This is a genomic window from Bradyrhizobium sp. Ken64 (assembly GCF_055807555.1).
This window is the reverse complement of the sequence record NZ_JBVVPA010000001.1, coordinates 497,259-514,045: the sequence shown is the minus strand read 5'-3', so window position 1 is coordinate 514,045 and position 16,787 is coordinate 497,259. Positions and strand designations below refer to the sequence as shown.

At 64.4% G+C, this 16,787-nt stretch carries 17 protein-coding genes; 6 read left to right on the top strand and 11 right to left on the bottom strand.

Features of this window, described 5'->3' with window-relative positions; translation table 11 throughout:
- The first annotated feature begins 9 nt into the window (after nucleotides 1–9).
- The 4 genes from AC0L2F_RS02500 to AC0L2F_RS02485 are packed head-to-tail and all read left to right on the top strand — an operon-like array spanning nucleotide 10 to nucleotide 3,812.
- On the top strand, nucleotides 10–969 hold the full coding sequence (locus AC0L2F_RS02500) for an ABC transporter permease (RefSeq protein ID WP_007597394.1): 960 nt from the start codon (nucleotides 10–12) through the stop codon (nucleotides 967–969).
- On the top strand, nucleotides 935–1,852 hold the full coding sequence (locus AC0L2F_RS02495) for an ABC transporter permease (RefSeq protein WP_473247363.1): 918 nt from the start codon (nucleotides 935–937) through the stop codon (nucleotides 1,850–1,852). Before AC0L2F_RS02500 ends, AC0L2F_RS02495 begins: the two co-directional genes overlap by 35 nt.
- A complete protein-coding gene (locus tag AC0L2F_RS02490; RefSeq protein ID WP_007615332.1) occupies nucleotides 1,852–2,847 on the top strand; it encodes an ABC transporter ATP-binding protein in 996 nt (331 codons plus the stop codon). Before AC0L2F_RS02495 ends, AC0L2F_RS02490 begins: the two co-directional genes overlap by 1 nt.
- Nucleotides 2,844–3,812: an ABC transporter ATP-binding protein gene (locus tag AC0L2F_RS02485; protein WP_007597389.1), complete on the top strand. Its 969-nt coding sequence runs from the start codon at nucleotides 2,844–2,846 to the stop codon at nucleotides 3,810–3,812. The genes AC0L2F_RS02490 and AC0L2F_RS02485 overlap by 4 nt, the downstream gene beginning before the upstream one ends.
- A gap of 24 nt (nucleotides 3,813–3,836) precedes the next feature.
- Here AC0L2F_RS02485 and AC0L2F_RS02480 read toward each other — a convergent pair whose 3' ends face one another.
- The 10 genes from AC0L2F_RS02480 to AC0L2F_RS02435 all read right to left on the bottom strand — a co-directional run bounded on the left by AC0L2F_RS02480 (nucleotide 3,837) and on the right by AC0L2F_RS02435 (nucleotide 14,029).
- Complete coding sequence (locus AC0L2F_RS02480; protein WP_473247362.1) at nucleotides 3,837–4,484, bottom strand: HAD family hydrolase; 648 nt, start codon at nucleotides 4,482–4,484, stop codon at nucleotides 3,837–3,839.
- A 160-nt stretch (nucleotides 4,485–4,644) separates the two neighbouring features.
- A complete protein-coding gene (locus AC0L2F_RS02475; protein WP_007615330.1) occupies nucleotides 4,645–4,866 on the bottom strand; it encodes a dodecin in 222 nt (73 codons plus the stop codon).
- Nucleotides 4,867–5,221: 355 nt separating this feature from the next.
- Nucleotides 5,222–5,779, bottom strand: a complete 558-nt coding sequence (locus tag AC0L2F_RS02470) for an HNH endonuclease (RefSeq protein WP_473247361.1) — start codon at nucleotides 5,777–5,779, stop codon at nucleotides 5,222–5,224.
- Between the two features lie 214 nt (nucleotides 5,780–5,993).
- Nucleotides 5,994–6,971, bottom strand: a complete 978-nt coding sequence (locus AC0L2F_RS02465) for a peptidyl-alpha-hydroxyglycine alpha-amidating lyase family protein (RefSeq protein ID WP_473247360.1) — start codon at nucleotides 6,969–6,971, stop codon at nucleotides 5,994–5,996.
- A gap of 149 nt (nucleotides 6,972–7,120) precedes the next feature.
- Nucleotides 7,121–8,881 carry a flavin-containing monooxygenase gene (locus AC0L2F_RS02460; protein ID WP_473247359.1) on the bottom strand — a complete coding sequence of 587 codons (1,761 nt, stop codon included), beginning with the start codon at nucleotides 8,879–8,881 and terminating at the stop codon, nucleotides 7,121–7,123.
- A gap of 232 nt (nucleotides 8,882–9,113) precedes the next feature.
- Nucleotides 9,114–9,749, bottom strand: a complete 636-nt coding sequence (locus AC0L2F_RS02455) for a hypothetical protein (RefSeq protein WP_473247358.1) — start codon at nucleotides 9,747–9,749, stop codon at nucleotides 9,114–9,116.
- Nucleotides 9,750–9,761: 12 nt separating this feature from the next.
- On the bottom strand, nucleotides 9,762–10,082 hold the full coding sequence (locus AC0L2F_RS02450; protein ID WP_007615326.1) for a PepSY domain-containing protein: 321 nt from the start codon (nucleotides 10,080–10,082) through the stop codon (nucleotides 9,762–9,764).
- Between the two features lie 223 nt (nucleotides 10,083–10,305).
- Complete coding sequence (locus tag AC0L2F_RS02445) at nucleotides 10,306–11,814, bottom strand: acyl-CoA synthetase (protein ID WP_473247357.1); 1,509 nt, start codon at nucleotides 11,812–11,814, stop codon at nucleotides 10,306–10,308.
- A 22-nt stretch (nucleotides 11,815–11,836) separates the two neighbouring features.
- Nucleotides 11,837–13,021, bottom strand: a complete 1,185-nt coding sequence (locus tag AC0L2F_RS02440) for an ABC transporter substrate-binding protein (protein WP_473247356.1) — start codon at nucleotides 13,019–13,021, stop codon at nucleotides 11,837–11,839.
- A gap of 33 nt (nucleotides 13,022–13,054) precedes the next feature.
- Nucleotides 13,055–14,029, bottom strand: coding sequence for an NAD(P)H-dependent flavin oxidoreductase (locus tag AC0L2F_RS02435; protein WP_473247355.1), 975 nt, complete (start codon nucleotides 14,027–14,029; stop codon nucleotides 13,055–13,057).
- 175 nt (nucleotides 14,030–14,204) lie between these two features.
- Here AC0L2F_RS02435 and AC0L2F_RS02430 point away from each other — a divergent pair, with 175 nt between their 5' ends.
- Complete coding sequence (locus AC0L2F_RS02430) at nucleotides 14,205–15,092, top strand: LysR family transcriptional regulator (protein WP_473247354.1); 888 nt, start codon at nucleotides 14,205–14,207, stop codon at nucleotides 15,090–15,092.
- Here AC0L2F_RS02430 and AC0L2F_RS02425 read toward each other — a convergent pair.
- Nucleotides 15,089–15,742 (bottom strand): DNA-3-methyladenine glycosylase family protein, encoded by a 654-nt coding sequence (locus tag AC0L2F_RS02425; RefSeq protein WP_473247353.1) that lies wholly within the window; start codon nucleotides 15,740–15,742, stop codon nucleotides 15,089–15,091. The two genes, AC0L2F_RS02430 and AC0L2F_RS02425, sit on opposite strands and share 4 nt — an antisense overlap.
- A 161-nt stretch (nucleotides 15,743–15,903) precedes the next feature.
- Between AC0L2F_RS02425 and gluQRS the strand changes: the two genes are divergently transcribed.
- Nucleotides 15,904–16,776 carry a tRNA glutamyl-Q(34) synthetase GluQRS gene (gene gluQRS / locus AC0L2F_RS02420; RefSeq protein ID WP_473247352.1) on the top strand — a complete coding sequence of 291 codons (873 nt, stop codon included), beginning with the start codon at nucleotides 15,904–15,906 and terminating at the stop codon, nucleotides 16,774–16,776.
- Nucleotides 16,777–16,787: the final 11 nt, after the last annotated feature.

Here is a 16,787-nt window from a genome sequence, read left to right as displayed (position 1 = left end):
TCCTTCTTCATGAGCCAGTATGTCCTGCGTCGCCTCCTGATCGCGATTCCGAGCCTGCTCGGAATTTCGCTCGTGCTGTTCGTCGTGCTCGCACTCGCCCCGGGCGATCCTTTCTCGGAGCTGGCGACCAATCCGAACGTGCCGCCCGAAGTCGCTCTCGCGCTTCGGGCGAAGTTCGGTCTCGACGATCCGATCTACCTTCGTTACCTGCACTGGCTCAACGCCATGCTGCACGGCGACTGGGGTTTCTCCTTCGTCAGTAGGATGAACGTCGACACGCTCATTCTCCAGCGACTGCCAACGACGCTCTACGTGATCGGCTCGGCGCAGATTCTGGCGCTCCTGATCGCGATCCCGGTCGGGGTCTATGCCGCGACGAAACCTTATTCGCTGTTCGACCAGGTCGCCAACACGCTCGCCTTTGTCGGCTTCTCGCTGCCGACCTTCTTCACCGGCATCCTGTTCATCCTGATCTTCTCAGTCACGCTGGACTGGCTGCCTTTCGTCTACACGACCGACATCAAGGGCACGGGTATTCACTGGGTGCTGGAGATGATCCGGCAGGCGATCATGCCGGTGGCGGTGCTCGGCCTGTTCCAGGCTGCGTCGATGACGCGTTTCGTGCGCTCGGCGATGCTCGACGTGATCCGGCTCGACTACGTCACCACCGCGCGCGCCAAGGGCATCGGCCAGCGGCGGGTGATCATCAAGCACGTGATGCGCAACGCGATGATTCCGGTCGTCACGCTGATTGCGTTGCAAATCCCGGCGGTGTTCGGCGGCGCCATCGTCACCGAGCAGATTTTTCGCATCCCCGGCATCGGCTCGCTGCTGATCTCCTCCATCCTTTCCAACGACACGCCGGTGGTGATGGCCGTCACCTTCGTCTTTGCGTGCCTGGTCGTGCTGTTCAATCTCATCGCGGACGTTCTTTATGGCTGGCTTGACCCTCGCATCTCCCTCCGCTGAGCGGCGCGTCTACTCGCCCTGGCGCGAGACGTGGCGGCGCTATAGCCGGCACAAGCTTGCCGTGGTCAGCGCGTTCCTGCTCCTCGTTCTGATCCTGGCGGTGGTGGCCGGCCCCTTCGTCTGGCGGGTCAAGATCGACGACATCGACATCGTGGCGGGCATGCAGGGGCCGTCGCTGGCCCATCCTTTTGGCACCGACGATCTCGGGCAGGATATCCTCGCCCGCATGATCTATGGCGGGCGCATCTCGCTCGCGGTCGGTCTCGCCGCGATGCTGGTCTCGGTCTTTGTCGGGGTGCTGATCGGCGCGCTCGCCGGCATGTCGCGCGGCGCGCTCGGCCATGGGCTGATGTGGCTCACCGATCTCTTCCTGTCGCTGCCGCAATTGCCCCTGCTGCTGCTGCTGATCTATCTCTTCCGCGACGGGCTGAAGGCCGCTTTCGGCCCCGAGGGCGGCATTTTCATCCTGATCGTGCTCGTGATCGGTGGCTTGCGGTGGATGCCGGTCGCCCGCCTCGTTCGCGCCCAGTTCCTGTCGATCCGGGAGAAGGAATTCGTCGAAGCCGCGCGCGCCCTCGGGGCAAGCCCGGTGCGGCAGGTGGTGCGCCATATCCTGCCCAATGCGCTCGGTCCGGTGATCATCGCCGGCACCATCGACGTGGCCGCCGCCATCATCGCGGAATCCACGCTGTCCTTCCTCGGCCTCGGCTTCCCTCCGGATACGCCGACCTGGGGCCGGCTGCTCTATGATGCCAAGGACTTTCTCGACATAGGCCCGCATTGGGCGCTGTTCCCGGGCGGCGCAATCTTCATCGCTGTGGTCGCCATCAACTTCATCGGCGATGGCCTGCGCGACGCGCTCGATGCGCGGCGGGTGATCTGATGGCGCCGTTGCTCGAGATCAAGGGACTGAAAACCCACTTCTCCACCGACGACGGCATCCTCCAGGCTGTCGACGGTGTCGATATCTCTATCAACCGCGGCGAGACGCTCTGCGTCGTTGGCGAATCCGGCTGCGGCAAGACCGTCACCGCGATGTCGATCCTGAAGCTGATCGCGATGCCGCCGGGCCGCATCGCGGCGGGCGAGATCATCTTCGAGGGCCGCGATCTCGTGCCGCTGACGAGCAGTCAGCTCGACGAGATCCGCGCCAAGGAGATCGGCTTCATTTTCCAGGAGCCGATGACCTCGCTCAATCCGGTGCTGACGATCGGCGAGCAGATCGCCGAAAGCCTGCGCCGCCATGAGAACGTCACCAGAAAACAGGCGCTCGAGCGCACCATCGAGATGCTCAAGCTGGTGCAGATTCCCAACGCCGAAGGCCGCGTGCACAACTATCCCCATCAGTTCTCGGGCGGCATGCGCCAGCGCGTGATGATCGCGATGGCGCTCGCCTGCAAGCCGAAGCTGATCATCGCCGACGAGCCCACCACGGCCCTCGACGTCACCATTCAGGCGCAGATCCTCGACCTGCTCCAGGATATGAAGGAACGCTTCGGCATGGCGGTGATGTTGATCACCCATGCCATGGGCGTCGTCGCGGAGACCGCGCAACGTGTCGTCGTGATGTATGCCGGCAAGGTGGTGGAGGAGGCGTCTGTCGACGAGCTTTTCGGCAATCCCGGCCATCCCTATACCCAGGGACTGATCCGCTCGATCCCGCGCATCGATCTTGCCAGCGAGCACAAGGTACGTCTGGAGGCGATCGGCGGCTCGGTGCCGATCCTGATCAATCCGCCGGTCGGCTGCCGCTTCGCTCCGCGCTGCCGCCACGCCATGAGCGTTTGCACCGAGAGGGAGCCGTTGCTGCGCGAGATCGCGCCCGGCCACCGCATGGCCTGTCATCTGGGAGATACGCAGTTGGGAGGCGCAGCATGACCGAGCCTTTGCTCCGCGTCAGCGGCCTGAAGAAATATTTTCCCGTGCACGGCGGGTTGTTGTCGCGCCAGGTCGGCAGCGTTTATGCCGTCGATGGGGTCTCGTTCTCGGTCAACCGCGGCGAAACGCTCGGCCTTGTCGGCGAATCCGGCTGCGGTAAGTCGACGACCGGACGCTGCGTGCTGCGCCTGATCGAGCCGACAGACGGCGAGGTCGTGTTCGATGGCCAGGATGTCCGCCAGCTCGGCGGCAACGATTTGCGCGCGATGCGGCGGAACATGCAGCTGGTGTTCCAGGATCCGTTCGCCTCCCTCAATCCGCGCATGACGGTCGGCGCCATCCTCGGCGAAGCCCTCGTCATCCATAAGCTCGGCTCATCCGCCAAGGAGCGTGAGGATCGCGTCGCGAGCTTGCTGGTGAAGGTCGGGCTCAAGGCCGAGCACATGCGCCGCTATCCGCATGAATTCTCCGGCGGTCAGCGCCAGCGCATCGTGATCGCGCGTGCGCTCGCAGTCGAGCCGAAACTGATCGTCTGCGACGAACCGGTGTCTGCGCTCGACGTCTCGATCCAGGCGCAGGTCATCAACTTGCTGGAAGACCTCCAGGCCGAGCTGAACCTCACCTATCTCTTCGTTGCGCACGATTTGTCGGTGGTCGAGCACATCTCCGACCGCGTCGCGGTGATGTATCTCGGCCGCATCGTCGAGCTCGCCAAGGCCAGCGACCTCTACCGCAATCCGCAGCATCCCTACACGAGGGCGCTGTTATCAGCGGTGCCGGTACCCGATCCCAAGCTCAAGCGCGAGCGCATCCGCCTCAAGGGCGACGTTCCGAGCCCGATGAAGCCGCCGTCGGGCTGCCACTTCCACACCCGCTGTCCTATCGCCCAGCCGCGTTGCGCCGAAAGCGCGCCGGAGCTGAAGGAGGGAGCGGGCGGGCACTTCGTGGCGTGTCATCTCGCCTGACGCCGGGAAAAGCGGAGCGCGCATTCATGCGTGAAGCAGGCCGTGCTCCGAAAGGGCCTGCCTGAAAGCCTCAACCGAGGTATGGTGATGCGCGAACAGACCCGCCTCTCGCGCGCCGGCGACATTGGCCGTGAGATCGTCGACGAACAGGACGCTCTCCGGTTTGACGTCGAGCTCCGACAGACAAAGGCGGAAGCAGCGTGGGTCCGGCTTCGCCGTCTTGAACCGGGCCGAGGCGTAGATTCGCGAGCCGAACAGCGGCGGCAATTCCGGCAGCAGCGCAGCGATATGGTCGGCGACCAGCGTGGTGTTGTTGGTCAGGACGGCAATGTCGACGGTTTGACGCAAGCTGCCGGCAATCTCCAGCATCGCACGGTCGGCCTGCATTGAACGGCGTCGCGCCTCGATCCACTCGTCCAGTGACAGCGGATAGCCGATGCGCTCGCCGAAACCCCGCAAATAGTCCGCGGCGTCGAGAGTGCCGGAATCGCCGAGCAGCTCGAAGCCGCTGTCCCAGATCGCCTTGTGGACGGATTCGCTCGTGGTCCCCGCAACCTTCGCCAGCCATGCGACACGTCTTGCCCTGTCGTACTCGCAGAGGACATTGTCCATGTCGAAGAGGACGAGTTTGATTTGACCAGTCACAGCAGCACTCTCGGATTGGCCGGACATCCGGCCGTGATCCAAGCCATACCGCGCTGGAGCGCAGGCGACAAATCCGGGGCAACGCCGGATTACCGGGACTCGCGAGGCCCGTGTTCGTGACTGCCTCGCGAACCTCGTCCGCAGCTGCGCCGGCCAGGGCAGCGTCCGCGACGCCTGATGAGCCGTATCACCCCTCCAGCGTGAAGCCGACGCGCAACGTCACCTGGTAATGGCGAACGGTATTGTTCTCTATGTGGCCGCGCGTTTGCACCACCTCGAACCATTTCATCTCGCGAACGGTCTTGGCGGCCCGGCTGACCGCGTTCTTGATCGCGTCCTCGATGGAGGTCTCGGACGATCCGACCAGTTCCAGGATCTTGTAGACGTGATCGTGCTCGGCTGTGGGCATCGCAAGTCTCCCCTCATGTGCTGTGGCAGTGTGGCGTGTCGCCGACAATCGGCGCCTGTGGAAGCCTCTGCCTCGGCTTTGAACGGGCGCCGGCGCTTCAAGTTCCGTCCTTTGAGATCTGCCAGCTCACCTGGTTCGAGACGCTCCGTCTGCATCGACAGGCATGCTGATCGTTCTCGTGATCAGTGTGGTCTCCGCCGCAATCATCCATGACAAGCCGCTTGGCTCCCGCGAATGAGCGGCGCTGGCACTCACGCTCGGGGGACGCTTGCCTTGCCGCGGGTGTAGAGGCTCAACTCCGCGGACCGCAGCCTGACGCGCGGAGCCGAGATTGGTGCCGCAGTTCGGCGCTCCCCTACGGATCCAGCTCCGTATCCCAGTAGAGATAATCCAGCCAGCTGTCGTGCAGATAGTTTGGCGGGAACAGGCGGCCGTTACGGTGGAGCTGGTGCACGGTCGGCGCGAAGGCGTGCTGGCGCGGAAACATCTTGGCCTGTACCGGCGTCAGATTGCCCTTGCGCAGATTGCAGGGCGAGCACGCCGCGACCACATTCTCCCAGGTGGTCTGGCCGCCTTTGCTGCGCGGGATGATGTGATCGAAGGTGAGGTCTTCGGGCGAGCCGCAATATTGGCAGGCGAAACGATCGCGCAGGAAGACGTTGAACCGGGTGAAAGCGGGATGGGTGGTCGGCTTGACGAAGGATTTGAGCGAGACCACGCTCGGCAGCTGCATTTCCAGCGTCGGGCTGTGAACCGCCTGATCGTAATGCGCGACGATGTTGACGCGATCGAGGAACACCGCCTTGATCGCGTCCTGCCACGACCAGAGAGACAGCGGGTAGTAACTCAGCGGCCGGAAGTCCGCATTCAGCACCAACACCGGCCAATGGCCTTGCGAGACATGTGCGTTCAAGTAACGCTCCTGGCCTCCAATGTACGCTGCGAAGCAGCACGTAACTGACATACTACATGCAGCGTGACGGGATTGTGAAGCCCGTCGAGCGACTTATTCGGGCGCAAGCAATGCGGCCGAGGGGTGGCAAACCGCGCAAAACGCCGTGATTTCCAGGTCCGAGGCGGTGGGGACAGCTTCGTCCTGACAGCGCGACGTGGATGTGCTGAGACAGCTACTCCCGTACCCGCTCCAGCTTCTGCAAACATCGCGTCGCGCGCACCGCGGCCGGCATCTCCTCGTCCGGAAAGCTGGTTTTCCAGTCGGTGACGCCGACCTCGCCGACATAGATGTCGCCCCTGGAATCCAGCGCGATGCCGTGCGGCGCCAGGAATTTTCCGCTCGCAATGCCCGGGCCCGCCTCGCCGCCGAGCCGCGCGATGCGGTTGCCTTTCGCGTCCACGATCGAGAGCCGCGGGCCGAGATTGGGCACCTTGCGGTTGACGGCGAGGCCGGGCCCGAGTTCCCCAATGACGAAGGTCGGGCTCTTGCCGCCACCGCAGCAGCATAGCGCACAGGGGCGGTGCAGATTGTTCCACTGCGTCTCGTACTTGCCGTTGCCGTCGAACACCTGAACGCGATGGTTCTCGCGGTCGGCGACATAGACAAAGCCGTCGCCATCGGTGGCGATGTTGTGCACGATGTTGAACTGGCCGGGATCGGTGCCGGGCTCGCCCCAGCTTGTCATCAGCTTGCCATCGGGCGTGAACTTGTGCACGCGCGCATTGCCATAGCCGTCGGAGACGTAGATTTCGCCCTTTGGCGACAGCGCGGTGTGGGTGCAGCGGTGGAAGGGATCGCCGCTCATGAACGGCGACGGTTTCTCGGGAATGCCGATCGTCAGCAGCACCTTGCCGTCGGTGGTGCACTTGCGCACGGTGTGGTCGCCGTCATCGGTGCAATAGAGATTGTCGTCGGCGTCGATGTGCAGGCCGTGGGCGCGCGAGAACAGGCCTTCGCCCCAACTGCGCAAGAAATTGCCCTCGCGGTCCAGCACGACCATCGGATGGGCCCCGCGGTTGAAGACGTAGACGCGGTCCTTGCTGTCGACCGCGACCGAAGCGACGTCGGTGAGCTGCCATCCGTCCGGCAGCTTTGCGAAGTTTTCAACGACGCGGTAGCGGTGCTCGCCGGTGCCGAGAATGGCTGGCATGGGTGTTCTCCTCATTCGTGTCGGCGGTGCGCGATCGTCTCCACACTGTCATTGCGAGCGCAGCGAAGCAATCCAGGCTGTCTCCCCGGAAAGACGCTGGATTGCTTCGCTGCGCTCGCAATGACGAGGAGGCTCAAATTGCGCCCGCCTCACGCCCCCAAAATCCTTTCCTCGATCGCCTTGATCTGGAGCGCGAGATATTTCGAGTTGATCCGGCATTGCGCGAGGCTGCCGGCGATGAACCAGAGGCCCGGCTGCCCGGTGCGCGCATACATGTTGCGCAGCTCGAGGCCGTCGCCGAAGCCCCAGATCGGGCCGACCCGGTCGGCAACGGAGTTGCCGAACAGTTTCCGCACCAGATATTCCTGCGTCTTGTAGCCGGTCGAGAGCACGATCAATTCGGCCGGAAGGATCGTGCCGTCCTTCATCCGGACGCCCTCGGTGACGAAGCTCTCGATGTCGGAAAACTGCCTGAGCCTGATCGCGCCCTCGACGATGAGGTTGGAGCAGCCGACGTTGAAATAATAGCCGCCGCCACGGGTGAGGTATTTGAACTGCCAGCCGGTCCCGGCCTCGCCGAAATCGAGCTTGAAGCCGACGCGCCGCAATCCCTCGAGCAGCTCCTTGTCGAGTTCTTTCGACTGCTCCGTCAGCATCACATGGGTCTTTTTCGCCAGCGGCGTCGGCATCGAGGTCGCGATCAGATCGTTGTCCTCGAGCGTGCCCTCATTGTAAGTCGCATAAGCGAGCTGGGCCGACGGCTCGATGTTGGTGACCAGCGTGGGTGAACGCTGCACCAGCGTCACTTCGGCGCCACTGGAGTGAAGATCCTGCGCGATATCGTGGCCGCTATTGCCGGTGCCGATGACGATGGCGCGTTTGCCTGTCCAGTTTTCGCCGTCCTCGTAGCGGCTCGAATGCAGCAGCGTGCCCTTGAAGGTGTCGAGGGTCGGAATGACAGGCACATTGGCGATGCCGCTGACGCCGGTTGCCATCACCACATGGCGCGGGTGCATGGTCCGTTTGCCACCGTCCGCGCCGCGCAACGTGACGGCCCAGTGGCCCTTCGCATCGTCGTAGGCGCCGCCCTCGAATTCGGTGCCGGTCCAGAAGTTCAGCTCCATCGCGTCGACGTAAGCTTCGAACCAGTTGGCGAGCTTGTCCTTGGGGATATAGGTCGGCCAGCTCGGTGGAAACGGCATGTAGGGCAAATGATTGACCTGCACCTGGTTGTGCAGGGTCAGCGCGTGGTAGCGCTTGCGCCAATTGTCCCCGATCCGTGCCTCGCGATCGACGATCAGGGTGTCGATCTTCAACTGCTTCAGCCGCGCTGCAATCGCGAGCCCGGCCTGGCCGCCGCCGACCACCAGCACGGTGGGATCGCGATCGGCGTAGTCGCGCGAGGCGTTGCGCAGGTCGAGCCAGTTCGGTCCGCGGAAGTCGCGCGAATAGGCCTGGCCGCGCGGCCGCGAGGTGCCGAGCTGCTCCTCGAAGCCCTTGAGTTCGTCGAGCGCGGTGAGGAGCGTCCACGCTTTCAGGCGGTCGCCGTCGGCGGCGTCGGGCGCAAGCCTGACGATGCCGCTGCCGCGCCCCAGTGCGGTTTCGAAATTGAAGATCGCTTCGATCGTGTTGGTCCCGGCACGCGTGATCCAGCGCGGCGGAGCCCGGTTATGCGCGATCTTGAAATGGCTCGGCGCGGCCTTTGCCGCGAGCGTTATCAGCCCCCGCTTGATCAAGTCGCCGCCGGCAAGCGTTTGCAGAGCCCAGCTCAGCGCCAGCACATCGCGCCAGTAACTGTCGGCAAGGAAAAGACGATCCAGCCCAGCGCCATCAGCTGCGCCAAGCGTGCGCTCGAATTCGCCGAGCCAGGCTTGCGCGGATGCGGCAATATCCTTGGTTCTGTCCAGCATGCGCGACCTCGTGCCGTCTTCGCGGCGTTTCCTCTGAGGTCGAACGCTATACTGGAAAGAGGGTCATCGAAAGCGCTTTACCCGGTCAGTGAAAGCATGTGGCCCTGCTCAGGCGGAATGCGCCCGTGAGCGTTATGTGATGCCCGCGCCACGCTCGCCGAACGGGAGTGTGTGACGAAAAAGGCTCCACCTGAGTGGAGCCTCCTCGTGCTTTGGTTTGGCTTGTGGAGCCTTATCTGCCCCGCATCCCGGCGCCGTACAACTCGCGCTCGCGGCCGACATCGTCAGGAGACAGCGGCGGGCTTGCGGCATCGAAGCCGTTCCAGCCGGACTTTTGCCAGGCGGTGCTGCGTTCCTGCAGGTTCACGGCCTTCTCGTGCAGAAGGGCATCGAGACGCGTGCGGTCCTGGTCGGGTACCCGCGCCGATACCAGCGTTCCGCCGCGCCGGACGCCCTCCGCGTAGCGCGACGCATCGTCCTTGGAGACGCCGGCTTCGGTCAGCGCGCCGACGATGCCGCCTGTCGCGGCGCCGGCCGCGGCACCAACTGCCGTCGAAGCCAGCCATCCGGCAGCAACCACCGGCCCGAGTCCGGGAATAGCCAACAAGCCGAGTCCTGCAAGCAGGCCCGCCGCGCTTCCGATTCCAGCGCCGATGCCAGCACCCGTGCCGGCACCTTCGGCGCGATCGTCGACGCCGTCGCGGTCGCGGTCGCGGTCGACCTTGCCGGTGGAGGAGCCGTACCAATTATCGGAATTGTTCGCGACGATGCTGATGTCGGAGTGCGGCACGCCCGCGGCCTCCAGACGCCTGACCGCACGTTCCGCATCCGAATAGGTGTCATAAAGGCGAGAAATGGTGGTGGTCATGTTTTATCCTCCTTACTTGGCGGGGTTCACGTTGCCCTGAAAATCGACGCTCACGTCCGCCTTGGTCCCAGCCTTGTCGGCCTTACCGCGCCAGACGCCGTTATCGTCCTTTTTCAGTCCGGAAACATTGGAATAGCCCGCGCCCTCGATCTTCGACTTCGCCTGTCCCTCGGTGAAGCTGTTGCGGCCTGCGACGGGTGCGTTTGAGTTGTTGTGATCAGAGCTGTTGACGGCGTTGTTGCCCGGGCCGCTTTGTGCCTTTTGCGACTGTGCGCTTACGGGCATTGATCCGAGCAGCAGGACAGCCGCAGCGAGCGAAATTAGACGTGACATAGTTTATCCTCCGGCAGTGATTGTGCCGGTCGACAACAGACGAGATTCGAATTGGTTGCGGCAGCTCGGAAATCGAAGCGCGTGGATTCAACGTTCTCGAATTCTCAAGAATCCAGGAACGATTTCCGCTCTTTCCCGTTTATGCGGTCTGCACTTTGCGCGAGAAGTTCGTATTCGATAAGCTCGGCTGGCATCGATCATGGGCCGAAAGTGAGCTCCCGGCTCACGTCGCCCAATAGGGCTCCCGCAGCTTGCGCTTGAAGATCTTTCCCGTTGCCTCGCGCGGCAGCGCGTCGCGGAATTCGACGTTCTTCGGCACCTTGAAATTGGCAAGCCGCTCGCGCAGGAACGATCGGACGGCGTCGGCCGAGAGCTCGGCATCCGCCTCAGGCTCGACAAAGGCGCACAGCCGTTCGCCGAATTCCGCGTCGGGGATGCCGAACACGGCACAGTCGCGCACGCCGGGCATTCCGATCAGCGCGTTCTCGATCTCTGCGGGATAGATGTTGACGCCCCCGGAGATCACCATGTCGCGCTTGCGGTCGCACAGGAACAGATAGCCGTCCTCGTCGAGGTAGCCGACGTCGCCGACGCTGACCAGGCCGTCGCGGCCGGCCTCGGCCCTTGCCTGCGACCTGCCGTGATAGTCGAAATCGGGCACCGCCGTCTGGCGCATGTAGATTTCGCCGACTTCATTGGCACTGCACGGGCTGCCGTCATCGCGGAAAATCCTGACGATGCCGCCTTCGATGGCGCGGCCGACCGTGCCAGGCTTCTTCAGTGCTTCCTCGGCCGAGTGCCACACCGGGATCCCGGTCTCCGTGGAGCCGAAATATTCGTGGATGACGGGCCCCCACCAGTCGATCATGGCGCGCTTGACGTCCGGCGGGCAGGGCGCGGCGCCGTGCACGACGAAACGCAAGGACGACAGGTCGTAGCGTTGTCTGACCGCTTCGGGCAACCGCAGCAGCCGGACGAACATGGTCGGTACCATGTGAATGTGCGTGACGCGGTGGCGCTCGATCAGCGCCAGCAGCTCCTCGGCATCGAACCGCGCCTGGAGAATGATGGTGCAACTGCTTCGAAATGCCAACATGCCGTAGGAATGCGGCGCCGAGTGATACATCGGCCCGTTGATCAGCACGATTTGGTTGTCCCGCGGCTTGATGCCATAGGCGATCCCGCCCACGCGTTCCGAGGCGGCCGCCTGTTCGGGCTGCATCGGCATGCGCCGCACGCCCTTCGGCATGCCCGTGGTGCCCGATGTATAGATCATCGCTGCGGCCCGCCGCGGCGGCTCCTGCGCTTGCGGATGGTCGTCGCGCCAGCGGTCCCAATCGGTCAGCCCCACCGGAATCTCGGTCAGCTCTGGAGGAATCGAGAAGGTCGCTGCGAGTTCGGGCGGCGTCGCGACGACCAGGAGAAGGACATCCGCCGGTACGCCGTCGCGGATCTGCGGCAGCAAGTCGGCATGGCAGACCAGGATCTTCGCCCCGCTGTCAGCCAGGATGTAACGGACCTCCTCGGCCTTCAAATGCCAGTTGATCGGCACCACCGGACTTCCCAGCGCGGCCGAAGCCGCAACCACCTCGAACAGGGCGAAATCGTTGCGCAGCATCATCGCGACCGGCGCGGCCTCGGCAAGCCCCAGGGCGCGGAAGCCGCTCATCGCCCGCCTGATCCGGCCCCGGATGTCGTCATAGCTGATCTGGCGTTCGCCGCTGATGATCATGGCGTCTCCTCATCCCGCTCGTCTAGCGATCATCCAGCACGTCGCCGAAGCCGACCCAGCTCTTGCCGTTGAAGCGCCGGAGCTGAAGCTGCTGGAACGGCAGATAGTCGTCGGGGCCGGTCGTAACAGCCATTCCCGGCAGCAGCAGCGGCAGCTTCACATCCTTCAGCGAAGCCGCCTGGCGCATGATGTTGTCGCGGCTAACATCATCCTTGCACGCCTTCAGCACCGTCATCAGTAGCGTGGCATAGTGGTAGCCCGCGGCGTAGTTGGAATTGGAGAGGTCCGCGGTCGGCATGTAGCGCTTCATGAAGGCGAAATATTCCTTCACGCCGGGATCGTCGGCCCATTGCGGGTCCATCGTGTCCTTCTGGTTGCTCGACGAGATCAGGCCGACCGCGTTGTCGAGGCCCGCCGGCTCCAGAAACGAGATCGAGGACGCCGAGGTCGGCACGAAGAACAGCTCCGGCTTCCAGCCGATCTCGGCCACGCCCTTGACCATCTGCGAGGTGAATTTTCCGAGCACGACGCCGAACAGCACGTTGGCGCCTGACGCTTTCAGCGTCGAGAGCTGCGAACTGATCGTCGGCGCGCTGGTCTCATAGCTTGCTTCCACCACGATCATGCTTGCGGCCTTGGTCCCGAGCGCGCGCTTGAACCCCGCGACATAGTCGCGGCCGAAATCGTCGTTCTGCGAGAGGATCGCGATCTTGGCATCCGGCTTGGTCTGCAAAATGTACTTGGCATAGACCACGCCTTCGGATTCGTAGGCCGCCATGCCCGGCATCGTCCACGGGTTCTTCTGTGGTTCGGCCCATTTGGTGGCGCCGGAGAGCACGAATAGCTGCGGCACTTTCTTGGCGTTGAGATAGCGCTGCACGGCGCTGTTGGTGGCGGTGCCGAGCGAGCCGAACATCATCAGCACCTCCTCTTGCTCCACCAGCTTGCGGGTCTGCTCGACGGTCTTCGGCGGCGAATAGGCGTCGTCCAGCGTGATGAACTTGATCTTGCGGCCGTTGATGCCGCCTTCGGCATTGACCTTTTCGAAGAACGCTTCCTGCGTTCGTCCGATTGTGCCGAAGCCAGAGGCCGGACCGCTGTAGGGCAGGGTCTGCCCGATGCGAATCTCGTCGCTGCCTTGGGCATGGGCGCTGCCGCCAGCGAGCGTCAGCAACGACATGCCGATCAGTGCGGCTGCCAGCTTCATGGTGTCCTCCCGCTTTGTTGTCGGTCCGAGCCTTTAGGCGCTGGCGCGCATCAGGAAATCCTGCCGGGCCTGGTCGAATTCCCGCTTCATCCGGTCGACAAGCTCGGCGACCGGCGGGGCGTCGGCGATCTGGCCGATACCCTGGCCCGAGCCCCAGATGTCGCGCCACGCCTTGGACTTCATGTTGCCGCCGGAGCCGAAGTTCATCTTCGTCTTGTCGGCCGCCGGCAGATTGTCCGGATCGAGCCCGGCCGCGGCAATCGAAGGGCCGAGATAGTTGCCGTGCACGCCGGTGAAGAGGTTGGTGTAGACGATGTCGTGCGCGGCGTGCTGTGTCAGGGCTGACTTGTAGGCTTCGTCAGCATTGGCTTCCTTCGTCGCGATGAAGCGCGTACCCATATAGGCGAGATCGGCGCCGAGCGTCAGCGCGGAGGCGATTGCGAAGCCGTCGCTGATTGCGCCCGACAGCAGGATCGCGCCGTCGAACCATTGCTTGACCTCACGTACCAGCGCGAAAGGCGAGAGCGTTCCTGCATGTCCTCCAGCGCCGGCGCAGACCAGGATCAGGCCGTCGACGCCTTGCTCGGCGGCCTTGCGCGCGTGCTTGACGTTGATGACGTCGTGGAACACGAGGCCGCCATAGGAATGCGCGGCCTCGACGATCTCGGCGGGGAGTCGCAGCGAGGTGATGATGATGGGCGCCCTGTGCTTCACACAGGTCTCCATGTCCTTCATCAGCCGGTCGTTGGAGGCGTGGCAGATCTGGTTGACGGCGTAGGGTGCGACCTTCTTGCCGGGATTGCGCGATTTGTATTCGCCGAGTTCGTCCTCGATGCGGCTCAGCCACTCGTCGAGCTTTTCCACCGGACGGGCATTGAGCGCCGGAAACGAGCCGACAACACCGGCCTTGCACTGGGCGATCACCAGCTCGGGGCCGGAGACGAGGAAGAGCGGCGAGCCGACCACGGGCAGCTCGAGCGAATCCTTCAAGAGAGCGGGCAGCGCCATGATGTCCTCCCGAAAACGCAGCCCGCCGGCAGGCGGATGACGAGGCGTTTCCCTGTTGATCGTCGCGGGCGAGTTGCCGCCCATGTTTCATTTGACGCCATTATAGGGTTGGAGTGCGGCCTCCGATCGTTCAATATTGAACGGATGACTATTCAGATTTGAACAGAGGCTGCGCATGGACTGGGACCTTTGCAAGACCTTCGTCGCCGTGGCCGATACCGGCAGCTTCACCGGCGCGGCACGCCGGCTGCACAGCAGCCATCCCACTGTCAGCCGCAAGATCGCGGCGCTGGAAGCCCAGCTCGGTACCAGGCTGGTGGCGCGCGCCGCCGACGGCCTGGCGCTGACCGCGGATGGACGGACACTGCGCGAGCACGCCGAGGCGATGGCGGCGGCCGCGCTGCGGGCGGAGACGGCCGTCTCGGCCGGAGGGCACAAGGCGCGCGGGACCGTCAAGCTGTCGATCGGCGCGACGCTGGCCTCGCATTGGCTGATGCCGCGCCTGCCTGCTTTCCTGCGCGCGCATGATCACGTCCAGCTCGAGATCATCACCCATCCGTTTCCGGCGAGCGTGCGCCGGCGCGAGGCGGATGTGGTGCTGCGGCCCTTCGACAGCGGCGAGGAAAATCTGGTCGGCCGCAAGATCGGCCGTCTCGGCACGGGATTCTACGCCTCGCGGGAGTACGTGGGCGGGCGGTCCTTGCCGGAACGGCGCGGCGAGTGGAAGGGGCACAGCGTCATCGGTTTCGCCGACCAGACCTCCAACGCCCAGCTTGCGCGCTGGAGCGACGTCGTCACGCGTCAGGCCAGGGTGGTGATGCGTTGCTCGTCCCAGGGCGACATGCTGGCGGCGGTCCGCGCCGGACTCGGAATCACCGCCCTGTCGTGTTTTGTCGCGGAAAGCTATCCCGATCTCGTGCGTGTCGCGCCGCAGAAGCTTGCCAGCGTGGCGGACCTGTGGCTGCTCGCCCATCCCGACCTCGTCGAACTGCCGGCGGTGCGGGCCGTGGTCGACTTCGTCGCCGCTTGCGCCCGGACCGATCGCGTCAGGCTGCGGGGCTAAGCTGATCCGGCGAGCACGCCCTCGCGTTTTTTCACCGCGCGATAATAGCTCCACCACAGATGTGCCGCCGCGCCGCGCAGGGGGCGCCAGGGTTCGGCGAGCGGCGCCATCTGCTTCTCCGTCGGCCGCGCCTGCAAGCCGAGGCCAATCTTGATCCCCTCCTGCACAGCAAGGTCGCCCGCCGGCCAGGCGTCGCCATGGCCGAGGCAGAACAGCAGATAGACGTCCGCCGTCCACGGTCCGATGCCGGGCAGTGCGATCAGCGTGTGATGCGCGGCATCGGCGTCTTCTTCGCCGAGCACGTCGAGGTTCAGCCGCTCTGCGGTGATCTCGCGCGCGAGATGTTTCAGCGTCTTGATCTTGGCGGCGGACAGGCCGAGCCGCCCCAGCCGGTCGGTGCGCGCGCGTCGCACCGCGTCATGGTCGAACGGATCGAACGCGGCGGACAGCCGTCCCCAGATCGCCGCGGCGCTCGCAGTCGAGAGCTGTTGCCCGCAAACGATGTGGGCAAGCCCCGTAAAACCCGGCTCGCGCCGGCGCAATGCCGGCATGCCGGCAGTCGCCAGCACGGGCTTCAGGCGCAGATCGCGCTTGACCAGCGCGTGGACGGCTTCTTCGAGGTCGGACTGGGTCTCGAGGTGAATGGTCATGGCTTGCTCAACTTGTCATGCGCGGGCTTGACCGCGTACCGAATATCTTACTCGGTCATTCCGGGGCGAGCCCGGAATCTCGAGATTCCGGGTTCGGTCCTGCGAACCGCCCCGGAATGACAACCGTGACGGTGAAGCCTGGCCATGATGAGTTCCGAAGCATGTCGCCACCCGTTTTCCGATTTGCCCCGAGTCCGAACGGCTACCTGCACCTTGGCCACGCCTATTCAGCGCTGTTGAATTCCGACCGCGCGCGAGAGACCGCCGGGCGGTTGCTGCTCCGCATTGAGGATATCGACGCGACGCGTTGCCGGCCGGAGTATGAGACGGCGATAGACGAAGACCTCGCCTGGCTCGGCATTGCCTGGGAGACGCCGGTGCGGCGGCAGTCGGAGCATCTCGACGCGTATCGCGCGGCGCTGGACAGGCTCTCGGCGCTTGGCCTGGTCTATCCAGCCTTCGAAAGCCGCGCCGATATCGCAAGGCTGGTTGTGGCGCGTGAAGCGGATGGGCCGTGGCCGCGCGATCCCGACGGCGCGCCGCTCTATCCCGGCGACGCCAGATCGCTGTCCGCCGACGAGCGCGATCGCCTCATCGACACCGGCGCGCCTTATGCGCTTCGGCTCGACATGGCGGCGGCCTGCCGCCGCGCCGCCGGCCTGAGCTGGACCGAACTGGGCGAGGGGCCCGATGGTGAGCGTGGCGTTGTCCCGGCGCGGCCAGAAGCCTGGGGCGACGTCATTCTGGCTCGCAAGGAGACGCCGACGAGTTACCATTTGTCCGTCGTTGTCGACGATGCGCTCCAGGACATCAGCGAGATCGTGCGGGGCCAGGACCTGTTCCACGCCACTTCGGTCCACCGTCTGCTTCAGGTTCTGCTCCGCCTGCCCGAACCCGTCTACCGCCACCATGGGCTACTTCGCGACGAGGGCGGCCGGAAGCTGTCGAAATCAACCAGCTCGACCGGCCTGCGTGAATTGCGCGCTGCCGGCGCCACGCCGGCCGGTATCCGCCAGCTGGTGGGATTAGGTTAAGTTTCTCTGGG

Excerpts from the sequence above, each read along its gene's own strand:
- AC0L2F_RS02475 (WP_007615330.1), bottom strand. The coding sequence starts at position 4,866 with ATGCCCACAGCCGAGCACGATCACGTCTACAAGATCCTGGAACTGGTC.
- AC0L2F_RS02430 (WP_473247354.1), top strand. The coding sequence starts at position 14,205 with ATGGACTGGGACCTTTGCAAGACCTTCGTCGCCGTGGCCGATACCGGC.
- AC0L2F_RS02440 (WP_473247356.1), bottom strand. The coding sequence starts at position 13,021 with ATGAAGCTGGCAGCCGCACTGATCGGCATGTCGTTGCTGACGCTCGCT.
- AC0L2F_RS02495 (WP_473247363.1), top strand. The coding sequence starts at position 935 with ATGGCTGGCTTGACCCTCGCATCTCCCTCCGCTGAGCGGCGCGTCTAC.
- AC0L2F_RS02455 (WP_473247358.1), bottom strand. The coding sequence starts at position 9,749 with ATGACCACCACCATTTCTCGCCTTTATGACACCTATTCGGATGCGGAA.
- AC0L2F_RS02435 (WP_473247355.1), bottom strand. The coding sequence starts at position 14,029 with ATGGCGCTGCCCGCTCTCTTGAAGGATTCGCTCGAGCTGCCCGTGGTC.
- AC0L2F_RS02500 (WP_007597394.1), top strand. The coding sequence starts at position 10 with ATGAGCCAGTATGTCCTGCGTCGCCTCCTGATCGCGATTCCGAGCCTG.
- AC0L2F_RS02445 (WP_473247357.1), bottom strand. The coding sequence starts at position 11,814 with ATGATCATCAGCGGCGAACGCCAGATCAGCTATGACGACATCCGGGGC.
- AC0L2F_RS02460 (WP_473247359.1), bottom strand. The coding sequence starts at position 8,881 with ATGCTGGACAGAACCAAGGATATTGCCGCATCCGCGCAAGCCTGGCTC.
- gluQRS (WP_473247352.1), top strand. The coding sequence starts at position 15,904 with ATGTCGCCACCCGTTTTCCGATTTGCCCCGAGTCCGAACGGCTACCTG.
- AC0L2F_RS02485 (WP_007597389.1), top strand. The coding sequence starts at position 2,844 with ATGACCGAGCCTTTGCTCCGCGTCAGCGGCCTGAAGAAATATTTTCCC.
- AC0L2F_RS02490 (WP_007615332.1), top strand. The coding sequence starts at position 1,852 with ATGGCGCCGTTGCTCGAGATCAAGGGACTGAAAACCCACTTCTCCACC.
- AC0L2F_RS02425 (WP_473247353.1), bottom strand. The coding sequence starts at position 15,742 with ATGACCATTCACCTCGAGACCCAGTCCGACCTCGAAGAAGCCGTCCAC.
- AC0L2F_RS02480 (WP_473247362.1), bottom strand. The coding sequence starts at position 4,484 with ATGTCCGGCCAATCCGAGAGTGCTGCTGTGACTGGTCAAATCAAACTC.
- AC0L2F_RS02465 (WP_473247360.1), bottom strand. The coding sequence starts at position 6,971 with ATGCCAGCCATTCTCGGCACCGGCGAGCACCGCTACCGCGTCGTTGAA.
- AC0L2F_RS02450 (WP_007615326.1), bottom strand. The coding sequence starts at position 10,082 with ATGTCACGTCTAATTTCGCTCGCTGCGGCTGTCCTGCTGCTCGGATCA.